This is a genomic window from Mycobacterium sp. SMC-2 (genome assembly GCF_025263485.1).
GTDB lineage: Bacteria > Actinomycetota > Actinomycetes > Mycobacteriales > Mycobacteriaceae > Mycobacterium.
This window is the reverse complement of record NZ_CP079863.1, coordinates 3949313-3963961: the sequence shown is the minus strand read 5'-3', so window position 1 is coordinate 3963961 and position 14649 is coordinate 3949313. Positions and strand designations below refer to the sequence as shown.

General features: G+C 69.9%; 12 protein-coding genes, 1 tRNA gene and 2 pseudogenes. 13 read left to right on the top strand and 2 right to left on the bottom strand.

All coding sequences use genetic code 11. From position 1 onward, the window contains the following. Window position 1 precedes the first annotated feature (1 nt). From murD to KXD96_RS18465, 12 genes and pseudogenes are all read left to right on the top strand, one after another. Entirely contained in the window at window positions 2-1459 is a 1458-nt protein-coding gene (murD, locus tag KXD96_RS18520; protein ID WP_260738579.1) for a UDP-N-acetylmuramoyl-L-alanine--D-glutamate ligase, read from the top strand. Window positions 1460-1465: 6 nt separating this feature from the next. Continuing rightward, complete coding sequence (gene ftsW, locus KXD96_RS18515) at window positions 1466-3058, top strand: putative lipid II flippase FtsW (RefSeq protein ID WP_260738578.1); 1593 nt, start codon at window positions 1466-1468, stop codon at window positions 3056-3058. After that, window positions 3055-4274, top strand: a pseudogene (gene murG / locus KXD96_RS18510) (undecaprenyldiphospho-muramoylpentapeptide beta-N-acetylglucosaminyltransferase); the annotation flags it as partial. The gene ftsW and the pseudogene murG, both read left to right, overlap by 4 nt. Continuing rightward, entirely contained in the window at window positions 4272-5732 is a 1461-nt protein-coding gene (murC, locus tag KXD96_RS18505; protein WP_260738576.1) for a UDP-N-acetylmuramate--L-alanine ligase, read from the top strand. The pseudogene murG and the gene murC, both read left to right, overlap by 3 nt. 32 nt (window positions 5733-5764) lie before the next feature. Continuing rightward, window positions 5765-6721 carry a cell division protein FtsQ/DivIB gene (locus KXD96_RS18500; RefSeq protein WP_396878836.1) on the top strand — a complete coding sequence of 319 codons (957 nt, stop codon included), beginning with the start codon at window positions 5765-5767 and terminating at the stop codon, window positions 6719-6721. 226 nt (window positions 6722-6947) lie between these two features. Continuing rightward, window positions 6948-8102 carry a cell division protein FtsZ gene (gene ftsZ / locus KXD96_RS18495; protein WP_260738572.1) on the top strand — a complete coding sequence of 385 codons (1155 nt, stop codon included), beginning with the start codon at window positions 6948-6950 and terminating at the stop codon, window positions 8100-8102. A gap of 101 nt (window positions 8103-8203) precedes the next feature. Further along, complete coding sequence (gene pgeF, locus KXD96_RS18490; protein ID WP_260738569.1) at window positions 8204-8911, top strand: peptidoglycan editing factor PgeF; 708 nt, start codon at window positions 8204-8206, stop codon at window positions 8909-8911. A 5-nt stretch (window positions 8912-8916) separates the two neighbouring features. Beyond that, window positions 8917-9702 (top strand): YggS family pyridoxal phosphate-dependent enzyme, encoded by a 786-nt coding sequence (locus tag KXD96_RS18485; RefSeq protein WP_260745439.1) that lies wholly within the window; start codon window positions 8917-8919, stop codon window positions 9700-9702. A 65-nt stretch (window positions 9703-9767) separates the two neighbouring features. After that, a complete protein-coding gene (locus KXD96_RS18480; RefSeq protein ID WP_260738567.1) occupies window positions 9768-10418 on the top strand; it encodes a cell division protein SepF in 651 nt (216 codons plus the stop codon). A 145-nt stretch (window positions 10419-10563) separates the two neighbouring features. Further along, entirely contained in the window at window positions 10564-10854 is a 291-nt protein-coding gene (locus KXD96_RS18475; RefSeq protein ID WP_007170773.1) for a YggT family protein, read from the top strand. A gap of 260 nt (window positions 10855-11114) precedes the next feature. Beyond that, complete coding sequence (locus KXD96_RS18470) at window positions 11115-11912, top strand: DivIVA domain-containing protein (RefSeq protein ID WP_260738553.1); 798 nt, start codon at window positions 11115-11117, stop codon at window positions 11910-11912. Window positions 11913-12003: 91 nt separating this feature from the next. Further along, window positions 12004-12309 (top strand): SUR7/PalI family protein, encoded by a 306-nt coding sequence (locus KXD96_RS18465; protein WP_260738551.1) that lies wholly within the window; start codon window positions 12004-12006, stop codon window positions 12307-12309. A gap of 3 nt (window positions 12310-12312) precedes the next feature. On the opposite strand, the pseudogene KXD96_RS18460 reads toward KXD96_RS18465, so the two are convergent. Together KXD96_RS18460 and KXD96_RS18455 are read right to left on the bottom strand one after the other, a co-directional pair. After that, window positions 12313-12996 (bottom strand): annotated as a pseudogene (locus KXD96_RS18460) (phosphoribosyltransferase); the annotation flags it as partial. 88 nt (window positions 12997-13084) lie between these two features. Next, window positions 13085-13170: transfer RNA gene (locus KXD96_RS18455), tRNA-Leu, on the bottom strand. A 98-nt stretch (window positions 13171-13268) separates the two neighbouring features. On the opposite strand from KXD96_RS18455, the gene KXD96_RS18450 reads away from it, so the two are divergent. Then, on the top strand, window positions 13269-14630 hold the full coding sequence (locus tag KXD96_RS18450; protein ID WP_260738549.1) for a M20/M25/M40 family metallo-hydrolase: 1362 nt from the start codon (window positions 13269-13271) through the stop codon (window positions 14628-14630). The last annotated feature ends 19 nt before the right edge of the window (window positions 14631-14649 follow it).

Genomic DNA, 14649 nt, shown 5'->3' with positions numbered 1-14649 from the left:
GATGCCCGGGCTCGAACCGTTGGAGCCGGGCGCGGCCGTGCTGGTGGCCGGCGGCGGCATCACCGGCAAGGCGGTGCTGGCGGCCCTGGCCCGATTCGGCGCGGTGCCGACCCTGTGCGACGACGACCCGGCTACGCTGCGGCGCTACGCCGAGACCGGTGTGGCGACGGTGACCACCCCGACGGCCACGCAGCGCGTCGCGCAGTACGCCCTGGTGGTCACCAGCCCCGGATTCGCGCCGGACACGCCGCTGCTGGTCGCCGCCGCGGCGGCGGGCGTGCCGGTCTGGGGCGACGTCGAGTTGGCCTGGCGGCTCGACGCGGCGGGCCGGTACGGTCCGCCGCGCCGCTGGCTGGCGGTGACCGGCACCAACGGCAAGACGACGACGACGTCGATGCTGCACGCCATGTTGGCCGCCGGGGGCCGGCGCAGCCTGTTGTGCGGCAATATCGGCGACCCGGTCCTGGACGCGCTCGACGAGCCCGCCGAGCTGCTGGCCGTCGAGCTGTCGAGCTTCCAGCTGCACTGGGCGCCCTCGGTGCGGCCGGAGGCTGGCGCCGTCCTCAACATCGCCGAAGACCACCTGGACTGGCACTCCACCATGGCCGAGTACACGGCCGCGAAGGCGCGGGTGCTGGACGGCCGGGTGGCGGTGGTCGGTCTCGACGACGCCCGGGCGGCCGCGTTGCTAAAGACCGCCGCGGCGCCGGTGCGCGTGGGCTTCCGGCTCGGTGAGCCGGCGGCGGGCGAGCTGGGCGTGCGCGACGGCCAACTTATCGACCGCGCATTCGCCGACGACCTGGCCCTGCTACCGGTCGACTCGATCCCGGTGCCGGGACCCGTCGGCATCCTCGACGCCCTGGCCGCGGCGGCGCTGGCGCGCAGCGTCGGTGTGCCCCCCGACGCGATCGCGGATGCGATCGCGTCGTTCCGCGTGGGCCGGCACCGGGCTGAGGTTGTCGCGGTCGCCGACGGGATCACCTACGTCGACGACTCGAAGGCCACCAACCCGCACGCCGCCGAGGCGTCCGTGCTGGCCTATCCGCGCGTGGTCTGGGTGGCCGGCGGATTGCTCAAGGGCGCGTCGGTCGACGCCGAGGTCGCCAGGATCGCCTCCCACCTGGTCGGCGCGGTGCTGATCGGTCGGGATCGCCAAGAGGTTGCAGAGGCGTTATCGCGACACGCGCCGGATGTCCCCGTCGTCCAGGTTGTGACAGGCGAGGATGCTGGTATGAATGCGACGGCTGAGGTTGTTGGTGCAGGTGTGACAGAAGTGAAACATTCCGGTGGCGATATCGGCACTTCCGTCATGACCGCGGCGGTGGCCGCGGCCCGCGACCTGGCGCGGCCCGGCGACACGGTGCTGCTGGCACCGGCCGGTGCGTCGTTCGACCAGTTCACCGGGTACGCCGACCGTGGCGATGCCTTCGCCGCCGCCGTGCGCGCGGCCACCCGGTAGGCGGGCATGGGTAACCCCCTGGCCCGGCTGAGACGCCGGGGCAAAGACACTTCCGAGGCTGCCGGGGCCGAGCCGGGCGATGCCGACGAGGCGACCGGCCCGGTGCGCACCGAAGGCAGCTCCGAAGCCAAGCCGCAGGCCGGTGGCCAGCGGCGCAACCGGTTCGGCGCCTGGCTGAGCCGGCCCATGACGTCGTTCCACCTGATCATCGCGGTCGCCGGGCTGCTGACGACGCTCGGCCTGATCATGGTGCTGTCGGCGTCGGGCGTGCGGTCCTACGATGCCGACGGGTCGGCCTGGGTGATCTTCGGAAAGCAGGTGTTGTGGACGGTGATCGGCCTGATCGCCTGCTACGCCTCACTGCGAATGTCGGTGCGGTTCATCCGCCGCGTGGCCTTCACCGGCTATCTCGTCACCGTCATCCTGTTGGTGCTCGTGCTGGTTCCCGGCATCGGCAACCTGGCCAACGGGTCCCGTAAGTGGTTTGTCGTCGCCGGCTTCTCGATGCAGCCCTCCGAGCTGGCGAAAATCGCCTTCGCCATCTGGGGCGCGCACCTGCTGGCGGCCCGCCGCCTCGAGCGGGCGTCGCTGCGCGAGATGCTGATCCCGCTGGTGCCGGCCGCCGTCATCGCGCTGGCGCTCATCGTGGCCCAGCCCGACCTGGGGCAGACGGTCTCGCTGGGCATCATCCTGCTGGCGCTGTTGTGGTACGCCGGGCTGCCGCTGCGCGTCTTCGCCACCTCGCTGCTGGCCGTGTTCATGGCCGGCGCGGTCCTGGCCATGTCGGCGGGTTACCGCTCGGAGCGGGTGAAGTCCTGGATGAACCCCGAGAACGACCCCATGGACACCGGCTATCAGGCCCGCCAGGCGAAGTTCGCCCTGGCCCACGGGGGCATTTTCGGCGACGGCCTGGGCCAGGGCGTCGCCAAGTGGAACTACCTGCCCAACGCCCACAACGACTTCATCTTCGCGATCATCGGCGAGGAGCTGGGGTTCGTCGGCGCATTCGGGCTGCTGGTCCTCTTCGGGCTGTTCGCCTACACCGGGATGCGCATCGCCCGCCGGTCGGCCGACCCCTTCCTGCGCCTGTTGACCGCCACCACCACGATGTGGGTGCTGGGCCAGGCGTTCATCAACATCGGTTACGTGATCGGCATCCTGCCGGTCACCGGCATTCAGCTGCCGCTCATCTCCGCGGGCGGAACATCTACGGCGGCAACGCTTTTCATGATCGGGATCATGGCCAACGCGGCCCGTCACGAACCCGAGGCGGTGGCGGCGCTGCGCGCCGGCCGCGACGACAAGGTCAACCGGTTCCTGCGGTTGCCGCTGCCCCAGCCGTACGTGCCGACCCGCCTGGAGTCGTTCCGCGATCGCAAACGCGGCGGCAACCAACCGGCCAAGGGAGCCTCCCGCAACGCCGCCCAGGCGCCGGCCCGCAAGGCCTCCCGCAAGGCTGAGGAACCGCTGCGGCCGGCGTTCTCCCGCACGGCCGCCCGCCCGGCCCGCCGGGCGGTGCATCATGGATCTGGCCAGCGATACGCCGGCCAGCGTCAGTCACGGCGCGCTCGCGCACTGGAAGGTCAGCGTTACGGGTGAACGACACGGTCAGCATGCCGACCGGCGGGTTGGGGGCCAGCCCCCAACCCGCCGGTGCCGCGTTGTCGGCTGTTAAGCCCGGCCGGCCACTGTCGGTCGTGCTGGCCGGCGGGGGCACCGCCGGCCACGTCGAGCCCGCGATGGCGGTCGCCGACGCGCTCAGCGCGCTCGATCCGCAGGTGCGCATCACCGCGCTGGGCACCCGCCGCGGGCTGGAGACGCGGCTGGTGCCCCAGCGCGGCTACCACCTCGAGCTGATCACCCCGGTGCCGCTGCCGCGCAAGCCCAGCGGCGACCTGGCGCGGCTGCCACCACGGGTGTGGCGCGCGGTCCGGGAGACCCGCGCCGTGCTCGACGCGGTGCACGCCGACGTCATCATCGGTTTCGGCGGATACGTGGCGCTGCCGGCGTACCTCGCCGCCCGCGGGCTGCCCCGCGGTCTGAGCCGCAGGCGCCGAGTACCAGTACTGATCCACGAAGCCAACGCCAGCGCCGGGCTGGCCAACCGGATAGGCGCCCGCGCCGCCGACCGGGTGCTCTCCGCGGTTCCCGATTGCGGGCTACCGCGGGCCGAGGTGGTCGGGGTGCCGGTGCGGGCGGCCATCACCTCGCTGGACCGCGCGGCGTTGCGCGCCGAGGCGCGAAAACACTTCGGCTTCGCCGACGATGCGCGGGTGTTGTTGGTGTTCGGCGGCTCGCAGGGCGCCGTGTCACTGAACCGGGCCGTGTCCGGCGCCGCCGCCGACCTGGCCGCCGCGGGCGTGTCGGTGCTGCACGCGCACGGACCCAAGAACACCCTCGAGCTGCCCGAGAGCCGGCCCGGCGACCCGCCGTACGTGGCGGTGCCGTATCTGGACCGGATGGACCTGGCCTACGCGGCCGCCGACCTGGCCATCTGCCGGTCCGGCGCCATGACCGTCGCCGAGGTCTCGGCCGTCGGGCTGCCGGCCATCTACGTGCCGCTGCCGATCGGCAACGGCGAGCAGCGGCTCAACGCGCTGCCGGTGGTGAACGCCGGGGGCGGCATGGTGGTCGCCGACGCCGCCCTGACACCGGAGCTGGTCGCCCGCGAGGTGGCCGGCTTGCTCAACGACCCGCCGCGGCTGGCGGCGATGACGAGGGCCGCCGCGCGCGTGGGCCACCCCGACGCGGCGCGCCAAGTGGCACAGGCGGCGCTGGACATCGCCAGGAAGGCAGCGGCGGGAGGACGACGGTGAACGCCGAACAGCTGCCGCCCGAGCTGCAGCGGGTGCACATGGTCGGCATCGGGGGAGCCGGCATGTCGGGCATCGCCCGCATCCTGCTGGACCGCGGCGCGCTGGTGTCGGGGTCCGACGCCAAGGAGTCGCGCGGCGTGCACGCCTTGCGGGCCCGGGGCGCGTCGATCCGCATCGGCCATGACGCGTCGTCGCTCGACCTGCTGCCCGGCGGCCCGACCGCGGTCATCACCACGCACGCCGCCATCCCGAAGACCAACCCCGAACTCGTCGAAGCGCGGCGGCGCGGCGTCCCGGTGCTCCTGCGTCCGGTGGTGCTGGCCAGGCTGATGCAGGGGCGCACCACACTGATGGTCACCGGCACGCACGGCAAGACGACGACGACGTCGATGTTGATCGTGGCGCTGCAGCACTGCGGCCGCGACCCGTCCTTCGCGGTCGGCGGCGAGCTGGGGGAGGCCGGCACCAACGCCCATCACGGCAGCGGCGACTGCTTCGTCGCCGAGGCCGACGAGAGCGACGGGTCGCTGCTGGAGTACACGCCCAACGTCGCCGTGGTCATCAACATCGAGACCGATCACCTGGACTTCTACGGCAGCGCCGACGCCTATGTCGCGGTGTTCGACGCGTTCGTGGAGCGGCTCGCCCCGGGGGGAGCACTGGTGGTGTGCGTCGATGACCCGGGCGCGGCCGCGCTGGCAAACCGCACGGCCGAGCTGGGAATTCGGGTGCTGCGCTACGGGTCCGCGCCGGACCAGGACCTCGCCGCCACCCTGTTGTCCTGGGAGCAACAGGGCACCGAGGCGGTCGCGCACATCCAGCTGGCGGGAGAGCGGTATCCACGTGTGATGCGACTGTCGGTGCCCGGGCGGCACATGGCGCTCAATGCGCTCGGCGCGCTGCTGGCGGCGATCGAGATCGGCGCCCCGGCGGACGCCGTGCTCGACGGGCTGGCCGGCTTCGAGGGCGTGCGCCGGCGGTTCGAGCTGGTGGGCAACGCCGGGTCGGTGCGCGTCTTCGACGACTACGCCCACCATCCCACCGAGATCAGCGCCACGCTGGCCGCGGTTCGCACCGTCCTCGAGCAGACCGGCGGCGGTCGCAGCCTGGTGGTGTTCCAGCCCCACTTATATTCGCGCACAAAGGAATTCGCGATCGAGTTCGGTCACGCGCTCGATGCCGCCGACGAGGTGTTCGTCCTCGACGTCTATGGCGCGCGCGAACAACCGCTCGCCGGTGTCAGCGGCGCCAGCGTGGCCGAGCACGTCAGTGTGCCGGTGCACTACCTGCCGAACTTCTCCGCAGTCGCCCAGCAGGTGGCCGAAGCGGCCGGCCCCGGCGACGTCATCGTCACCATGGGGGCCGGCGACGTGACCCTACTGGGACCGGAGATCGTGACCGAGTTGCGGGCCCGGGACAACCGCAGCGCGCCCGGCCGGCCGGGAGTGTTGCGATGACCCAGCCCAACGATGCCGACCGCCCGGTGACGATGCGGGCTGGGGAGCGGCCGGCCGAGGCTGCGGGCAATCCGGACGAGACGGTCGGCGACGCCCAGGCGGCCGGGGAGGCCGCCACCGAGCCGCTCTTCGTCGGAGGGCCCGAGGCCGAAACCCCGCCGACGCAGATCGAATTCGAGGGGCCGCGCCGGCGGGCGCGCCGCGAACGAGCAGAACGCCGCGCCGCCCAGGCGCGGGCCACCGCCATCGAAGAAGCCCGCCGGGAGGCCAAGCGCCGGATCAGCGGTCGCCCGGCCGACGAGCCCAAACCCGTCGCCCGGGGCGTGGTTCGTGGCCTGAAGATGCTGTTGGTGACGGTGCTGCTGGTCGCCCTCGGGATCGGGCTCGCGTTGATCCTCTATTTCACGCCCGCGATGTCAGCCCGCAACATCGTCGTCGTCGGCACCGGGGTGGTGACCCGCGAAGAGGTGCTGGACGCGGCGCGGGTGCGGCCGGGCACCCCGCTGCTGCAGATCAACACCAGCCAGGTCGCCGACCGGGTGGCGGCGATCCGGCGAGTGGCCAGCGCGCGGGTGCAGCGCCAGTATCCGTCGGCGCTGCGCATCACCATCGTCGAGCGGGTTCCGGTGGCGATGAAGGACTTTCCGGACGGCCCGCACCTGTTCGATCGCGACGGCGTCGACTTCGCGACGGGGCCGCCCCCGCCGGCGCTGCCCTACCTCGACGTCGCCGATCCGGGCCCCAACGACCCGGCCACCAAGGCCGCGCTGCAGGTGCTCACCGCGCTGCGCCCCGAGGTCGCGGGTCAGGTGGGCAGGGTCGCGGCCCCCTCGGTGGCCTCGATCACGCTCACGTTGGGCGACGGCCGCGTCGTCATCTGGGGGACGACCGATCGCACCGATGAGAAGGCCGAGAAGCTGGCCGCGCTGCTGACCCAGCCCGGGCGGACCTACGACGTCTCGAGCCCCGACCTGCCGACGGTGAAGTAGCGACAAGCCTGGCGTGTGACCGCCGCAACGGAAAAAATTTGCGAACCGCGTGTCGGCGCGCCTGCGGGGTTAGCACGCGCCATGCCCATACCGTTCTGGTTGCGCGGAACTACTTGACATAACTCTAACTCTATGGTTGAGGTTGAGGGTTTGCCAGGGAGGATCGCGAACGTTCGGGGGCAACCCCGTCGCGAAGAACTGGGCCCACCAGGGAGGAAAACGAATGATGACCCCCCCGCATAACTACCTGGCCGTCATCAAGGTCGTGGGTATCGGTGGCGGCGGTGTCAACGCCGTGAACCGGATGATCGAGCAGGGACTCAAGGGCGTGGAGTTCATCGCGATCAACACCGACGCGCAGGCGCTGTTGATGAGCGATGCCGACGTCAAACTCGACGTCGGCCGCGACTCCACCCGCGGGCTGGGCGCCGGGGCGGACCCGGAGGTCGGCCGCAAGGCCGCCGAGGACGCCAAGGACGAGATCGAGGAGCTGCTGCGCGGGGCGGACATGGTGTTCGTCACCGCCGGCGAGGGCGGCGGGACCGGCACCGGCGGCGCGCCCGTCGTGGCCAGCATCGCCCGCAAGCTGGGTGCGCTGACCGTCGGCGTGGTCACCCGGCCGTTCTCCTTCGAGGGCAAGCGGCGTGGCAACCAGGCGGAAAGCGGCATCGCGGCGCTGCGCGAGAGCTGCGACACCCTGATCGTGATCCCCAACGACCGGTTGCTGCAGATGGGTGACGCCGCGGTGTCCCTGATGGACGCGTTCCGGAGCGCCGACGAGGTGCTGCTCAATGGTGTGCAGGGCATCACCGACCTGATCACCACGCCCGGGCTGATCAACGTCGACTTCGCCGACGTCAAGGGCATCATGTCCGGGGCCGGCACCGCGTTGATGGGCATCGGATCGGCGCGCGGAGAGGGCCGATCGCTCAAGGCGGCCGAGATCGCGATCAACTCGCCCCTGCTGGAGGCCTCGATGGAGGGCGCGCAGGGCGTGCTGATGTCGATCGCCGGCGGCAGCGACCTGGGCCTGTTCGAAATCAACGAGGCGGCCTCGCTGGTGCAGGACGCCGCGCATCAGGACGCCAACATCATTTTCGGCACGGTCATCGACGACTCGCTGGGCGACGAGGTGCGCGTCACCGTCATCGCGGCCGGGTTCGACGCGGTCGGCGCCGGCCGCAGGCCCGTGGTGGGGGGCACTGCCGGCGAGAAAAGCGCTGGTGCGCACCGGATCGAGTCGGCGAAGTCCGGCAAGCTCAGTTCCACGCTTTTCGAGCCCGCCGACGCGGTCAGCGTGCCGGTTCACACCAACGGCTCCACGCTGAATATCGGCGGCGACGACGACGACGTCGACGTGCCACCGTTCATGCGCCGCTGAGGGTCTCGATTTGCTTGCCAGTGCGCGACAAACCGGCCACGAAGCATAAGGGCCGGATGGCGCTGGGCTCTGGCAGGCAGTGGAGTCCGGATACTGGACACGTGAACGTGCGCATCCGGCGGGTGACCACCACCCGTGCGGGCGGTGTCTCGGGCCCGCCGTTCGACACCTTCAACCTGGGCGACCATGTCGGTGACGACCCGGCGGCGGTGGCCGCCAACCGCAACCGGCTGGCCAGCGCCATCGGCCTCAAGCCCGAGCGTGTGGTGTGGATGAACCAGGTCCACGGTGATCGGGTCGAGGTGGTCGACGGGCCCCGGGCGGGTGCGGTCGACAACACGGACGCATTGGTGACCCCAACGGCGCGACTGGCGCTGGCGGTGGTGTCCGCCGACTGCGTACCGGTGCTGCTGGGCGACGCGCGCGCCGGAGTGGCCGCGGCGGTGCACGCCGGTCGCGTCGGTGCCCAACTCGGGGTGGTCGCCCGCACCGTGGAGGCCATGGTGGCGCTCGGCGCGCACCCCGAGGACATCTCGGCCCTGCTCGGCCCGGCCGTCAGTGGCCGCAACTACGAGGTGCCCGCGGCCATGGCCGACGAGGTGGAGGCCGCGCTTCCCGGTAGCCGAACCGCGACCGCGGCCGGCACCCCCGGCCTCGACCTTCGGGTCGGGATCGCCTGCCAGCTAAAGGATTTGGGCGTCACGGCCATCGACATCGATCCGCGGTGCACGGTGGACGACCCAACGTTGTTCAGCCACCGCCGGGACGCGCCGACCGGGCGGCTGGCCTCGCTGGTGTGGATGGAGTGACCGCGATGGCGGACAGGGCTCCGGCGCCAGAGAGTCACAGCGACCGCGAAACGGAATTGACACACGCATTAGCGGCCGTGCGCTCGCGCCTTGCGGCGGCAGCCGAAGCGGCGGGGCGCAATGTCGGTGAAATCGAACTGCTGCCGATTACAAAATTCTTTCCAGCAACCGATGTCGTGATTTTGTCCCGATTGGGTTGCCGGGCCGTTGGCGAATCGCGGGATCAGGAAGCGTCGGCAAAAGTGAGCGAAGTCACCAAACTTTTGGCGGCCTCTTCGCGGGCGGACGTACCGAGCCTGCGCTGGCACATGGTGGGCCACATTCAGCGGAACAAGGCGCGCTCGGTTGCGCGCTGGGCGCACACCGCCCACTCGGTCGACAGCGCCCATTTGGTCAGCGCCCTCGATCGCGGCGTCTCCGCGGCCCTCGCGGAGGGCCGCCGCACCGACCCGATGCGGATCTACGTGCAGATCAGCCTCGACGGCGACGAATCGCGGGGCGGCGTCGACATCTCGGCGCCGGGGGCGGTCGACCAGTTGTGCGCGCAGGCCGACGAGGCAAAATACCTGGAACTGGCGGGGCTGATGGCTATCCCGCCGCTGGGCTCGGACCCCGACGAGGCCTTCGGGCGCCTGCGAACGGAGCATTTGCGCGTCCTGGAGTCGCATCCCAATGCGGTCGGCCTGTCCGCGGGGATGTCCGACGATTTCGAAATTGCGGTCAAACACGGTTCGACATGTGTGCGTGTCGGTACCGCGCTATTGGGCCCGCGGCCGCTACCGTCACCGTAATAAGTCACTGTAGTCACATCTTCATCACTGACACCAAACGTCAGGGGCTAGAAGGGGTCAACGCAATGAGCACACTGCACAAAGTCAAGGCCTATTTCGGTATGGCCCCGATGGACGACTACGACGACGAGTATTACGACGACCACGCTCCCTCCCGCGGTTTCCCGCGCCCCCGTTTCGACGAGGGATACGGCCGCTACGAAGGCCGGTTCGAAGGGCGCGACTACGACGACCCGCGCGAGCCCGCCGACTACCCACCGAGCGGCTACCGCGGCGGTTACGGCGAGGAGTCGCGCTACGGCGCCGTCCATCCCCGCGAGTTCGAGCGGCCCGAGATGGGCAGGCCCCGCTTTGGATCCTGGCTGCGCAACTCCACCCGCGGCGCGCTGGCGATGGACCCGCGCCGGATGGCGATGATGTTCGAGGAGGGCCACCCGCTCTCGAAGATCACCACGCTGCGGCCGAAGGACTACAGCGAGGCCCGCACGATCGGCGAGCGGTTCCGCGACGGCACCCCGGTCATCATGGACCTGGTGTCGATGGACAACGCCGACGCCAAGCGGCTCGTCGACTTCGCGGCCGGCCTTGCGTTCGCGTTGCGCGGCTCCTTCGACAAGGTGGCCACCAAGGTGTTCCTGCTCTCGCCCGCCGACGTCGATGTGTCCCCGGAGGAGCGTCGCCGGATCGCCGAAACCGGCTTCTACGCTTACCAATAACCCAGGCCCGGCGGCGCGGGCGCGGCGCCGCTTTCGGCGGCCCGGCCGGTTGACATGTGGCCGGAGGCTCGGAGTCGGTAGGCTGGCAGGCGCCGCGCAAGCCCGCGGCGCTTGACATCTCATCGGTAAGGTCGGGGCTCTTCAGTTGGTGCTGTTCTTTCAGATCCTTGGGTTTGCGCTGTTCATCTTCTGGCTGCTGCTCATCGCTCGGGTCGTCGTCGAGTTCATCCGCTCGTTCAGCCGGGACTGGCATCCCACCGGCATCACCGTGGTGATCCTCGAGATCATCATGTCGATCACCGATCCGCCGGTGAAGCTGCTGCGCCGGCTGATCCCGCAACTCACCATCGGGGCGGTCCGCTTCGACCTGTCCATCATGGTGCTGCTGCTGGTCGCGTTCATCGGCATGCAACTGGCCTTCGGGGCCGCGGCTTGAGCCGGTTGCGGCCCGCGGCGCCCGCATCGTCCGGCCCGGAGACGGTTCGGCCACGTTTTAGCTTCGGTTTGGTGGCTGCGATTTAAAAAGGCTAAGGTTTCGGATTTTATTGCCCTCAGTGTTTGAAATTGGTTCTTATTTATTGGCCTAAACAGCAACGGTCGGGCCTGGTGTGACAGGATGGACGGCAGTTGCAGGACGGCGACCACTGCGTTCTACACTTTTCAGAACGTTAGACAGGAACTTGAGGGGACGAAACAATGCCGCTGACACCAGCCGACGTCCACAATGTGGCGTTCAGTAAGCCACCGATCGGCAAGCGGGGCTACAACGAAGATGAGGTCGACGCCTTCCTCGATCTGGTGGAGGCCGAGCTGACGCGGCTCATCGAGGAGAACAGCGATCTACGTCAGCGGATCGAGGAACTGGACCAGGAGCTGGCCGCCGGCGGTGGCGCCGGCGCCGCTCCCGCCGCCGCGGCCGTCCCCACTCAGGCGATCCCCGTCCCCGAGCCGGAGCCCAAGGCGGCACCGTCACCGGCACCCGCCGCCGCCGGGACCAATGAGGAACAGGCCATGAAGGCCGCCCGGGTGCTGAGCCTGGCCCAGGACACCGCCGACCGGCTGACCAGCACCGCCAAGGCGGAGTCGGACAAGATGCTGGCCGACGCCCGCGCCAACGCCGACCAAATCCTCACCGAGGCGCGCCAGACCGCCGAGACCACGGTCGCCGAGGCCCGGCAGCGCGCCGAAGCGATGCTCGCGGATGCCCAAACCCGTTCCGAGACCCAACTGCGCCAGGCGCAGGAAAAGGCGGACGCCCTGCAGGCCGACGCCGAGCGCAAGCACTCCGAGATCATGGGGACGATCAACCAGCAGCGCACCGTCCTGGAAGGCCGCCTCGAGCAGCTGCGCACCTTCGAACGCGAGTACCGGACCCGGCTCAAGACCTACCTGGAGTCGCAGCTCGAGGAGCTCGGCCAGCGCGGATCGGCGGCACCCGTCGACTCCAGCGCCGACGCCGGCGGATTCGAGCAATTCAACCGGGGTAACAACTAGCCTCGTGCCGGACACTCGCCAAGCTGCGCGGTCGGCACCGGAAGACCTGCACACGAACTGGCTGTCCCGCTCGTCGCTTGGAGGATGACTGATGCTCATCATTGCGCTGGTGCTGGCCCTGATCGGGCTCGTCGCGTTGGTGTTCGCCGTAGTCACGAGCAATGAACTGGTGGCCTGGGTGTGCATCGGCGCCAGCGTGCTCGGCGTGGTCCTGTTGATCATCGACGCGTTGCAGGAGCGGCAGCGTCGCGACACGGGTGCGGCCGACCAGCACGAGGAAACGGCCCCGGACGAGGACGAGGCCGACGAAGAGGCCGTCGACTACCCCGAGGAAGCCCCGCCCGAGGACGCCTATGAATCATCGGCGGAGGGCCACGGCGACGAGGCCGCCAAGTAGCTCTCAGCCGGTGGGCGTGGCCAGCGTCTGGCGCACCTCGTCGTCGCTGACCTGGTGAAAATCGCCGTATACCTGGCCGACCGCTTCGAATCCGGGCGGCATCGTCACGCAAACGACCTCATCGGTCTCGAGCGAGAGCTCACGGCAGGCTGACGGCGCTCCCACCGGAACCGCCACGACAATCGATTTCGGGCCTGCGGCCCGCACCGCTCTGACGGCCGCCAGCATGCTCGCACCGGTGGCGATCCCGTCGTCGACCAAGATCACAACCTTGCCGTGCGGGTCGGCGGGGGGACGACCCCCTCGGTACGCCTGCTCGCGGCGGGCGAGTTCGGTTGTCTCGCTTTCGATTACCTCGCGCACCTGCTCGTCGGTGATGCGCAAGCTGGACACCACGTCGTCGTTCATCACGACGCCACCGCCGCTGGCCACCGCGCCCATCGCGAGCTCCGACCAGCCCGGCACCCCGAGCTTGCGGACCAAAAACACGTCCAGGGGCGCGTGCAGCGCCGCGGCGATCTCCCAGGCCACCGGCACCCCGCCGCGGGCCAGCCCGAAGACCAGCACGTCGTCCCTGCCGCGGTAGGAGATCAGCTGCTCGGCCAGTGCGCGACCGGCCTCACGACGGTCGCGGAACGTGCGCGTCGAAGTGTGCCGGAGAAATCCGTTGGGTGTCATCGGTCGCATTCCAGCCTACGGGCTTTGGTGGCGGCCGGACCGGTCAGCGCGGAGCGTCCTGGCTCCGCCGGTCTGGGCTTCGCAGGGCCGCCATGCGTGTCCGAGGGGGGACTTGAACCCCCACGCCCATTAGTAGGGCACTAGCACCTCAAGCTAGCGCGTCTGCCATTCCGCCACTCGGACAAGTCCAACCGCATGGGTTGGCAGCTAAGGCTATCGGATTGTCTCACGCGGACCCAATCCAGCCGCGCCGCTCGGCCTTGAGCCGAGCGGCCTCGCCAATGGTAGGAAAGGTGGTTGTGACCGTCACCGACTTCCCGACCGACCCGGCTGACGATGTGGTCGAGGTCGTCAGCCGGTTGATCCGGTTCGACACCACCAATACCGGCGAACCGGAGACAACCCGGGGCGAGGCCGAGTGCGCGCAATGGGTCGCCGAGCAGCTCGCCCAGGTCGGCTATTCGCCGCAGTATGTGGAGTCGGGCGCTCCGGGCCGCGGCAATGTGATCGCCCGCCTCGCTGGCGCGGACAGTTCCCGCGGCGCCCTGCTGATCCACGGGCATCTCGACGTGGTGCCGGCCGAGCCGGCCGAGTGGAGCGTGCACCCGTTCTCCGGGGCGGTCAAGGACGGCTTCGTCTGGGGCCGCGGCGCGGTCGATATGAAGGACATGGTCGGCATGATGATCGTGGTCGCGCGGCAGTTGAAGCGGGCCGGGATCGTGCCGCCCCGCGATCTGGTGTTCGCGTTCCTTGCCGATGAGGAACACGGCGGCAGCTACGGGGCGCAGTGGCTGGTCAGCAATCGTCCCGACCTGTTCGACGGTGTCACCGAGGCGATCGGCGAAGTCGGCGGCTTCTCGTTGACCGTGCCGCGCCGCGACGGGGGCGAGCGCCGGCTTTATTTGATCGAGACGGCCGAGAAGGGACTGTCGTGGATGCGGCTGACCGCTCGCGGCCCGGCCGGACACGGATCGATGGTGCATGACCAGAACGCCGTCACGGCCGTCGCCGAGGCGGTCGCCAAGCTGGGCCGGCACCAGTTTCCGCTCGTGCTGACCGACCCCGTCGCCCAGTTCCTGGCCGCCGTCGGGGAGGAGACCGGGCTGACGTTCGACATCGAGTCGGGTGACCTGGCGGGGGCGATCGAAAAGCTTGGACCCATGGCCCGCATGCTCAAGGCCGTGCTGCGCGACACCGCCAACCCGACGATGCTCAAGGCCGGGTACAAGGCCAACGTCGTCCCGGCGGTGGCCGAGGCGGTGCTCGACTGCCGGATCCTGCCCGGCCGCAAGGCGGCGTTCGAGGCCGAGGTCGACGAGTTGTTGGGCCCGGACGTGACGCGCGAGTGGATCAAAGACTTCTCGTCGTATGAGACGAGCTTCGACGGTGACCTGGTGGACGCCATGAACGCTGCCGTGCTCACCCTCGACCCGGATGGACGCACGGTGCCCTACATGCTGTCCGGTGGTACCGACGCAAAAGCCTTCGCCCGCTTGGGTATTCGCTGTTTTGGGTTCAGCCCCCTGCGGTTGCCGCCCGACCTCGATTTCACCGCGTTGTTCCACGGCGTCGACGAGCGGGTACCCGTGGATGCGCTCAGGTTTGGCACCGACGTGCTGGCACACTTCCTGACACACTGCTGAAGTCACGACAGGTAACGAA

Excerpts from the sequence above, each read along its gene's own strand:
- murD (WP_260738579.1), top strand. The coding sequence starts at position 2 with ATGCCCGGGCTCGAACCGTTGGAGCCGGGCGCGGCCGTGCTGGTGGCC.
- ftsW (WP_260738578.1), top strand. The coding sequence starts at position 1,466 with ATGGGTAACCCCCTGGCCCGGCTGAGACGCCGGGGCAAAGACACTTCC.
- KXD96_RS18500 (WP_396878836.1), top strand. The coding sequence starts at position 5,765 with ATGCGGGCTGGGGAGCGGCCGGCCGAGGCTGCGGGCAATCCGGACGAG.
- ftsZ (WP_260738572.1), top strand. The coding sequence starts at position 6,948 with ATGACCCCCCCGCATAACTACCTGGCCGTCATCAAGGTCGTGGGTATC.
- KXD96_RS18485 (WP_260745439.1), top strand. The coding sequence starts at position 8,917 with ATGGCGGACAGGGCTCCGGCGCCAGAGAGTCACAGCGACCGCGAAACG.
- KXD96_RS18480 (WP_260738567.1), top strand. The coding sequence starts at position 9,768 with ATGAGCACACTGCACAAAGTCAAGGCCTATTTCGGTATGGCCCCGATG.
- KXD96_RS18470 (WP_260738553.1), top strand. The coding sequence starts at position 11,115 with ATGCCGCTGACACCAGCCGACGTCCACAATGTGGCGTTCAGTAAGCCA.
- KXD96_RS18465 (WP_260738551.1), top strand. The coding sequence starts at position 12,004 with ATGCTCATCATTGCGCTGGTGCTGGCCCTGATCGGGCTCGTCGCGTTG.
- KXD96_RS18450 (WP_260738549.1), top strand. The coding sequence starts at position 13,269 with ATGGTAGGAAAGGTGGTTGTGACCGTCACCGACTTCCCGACCGACCCG.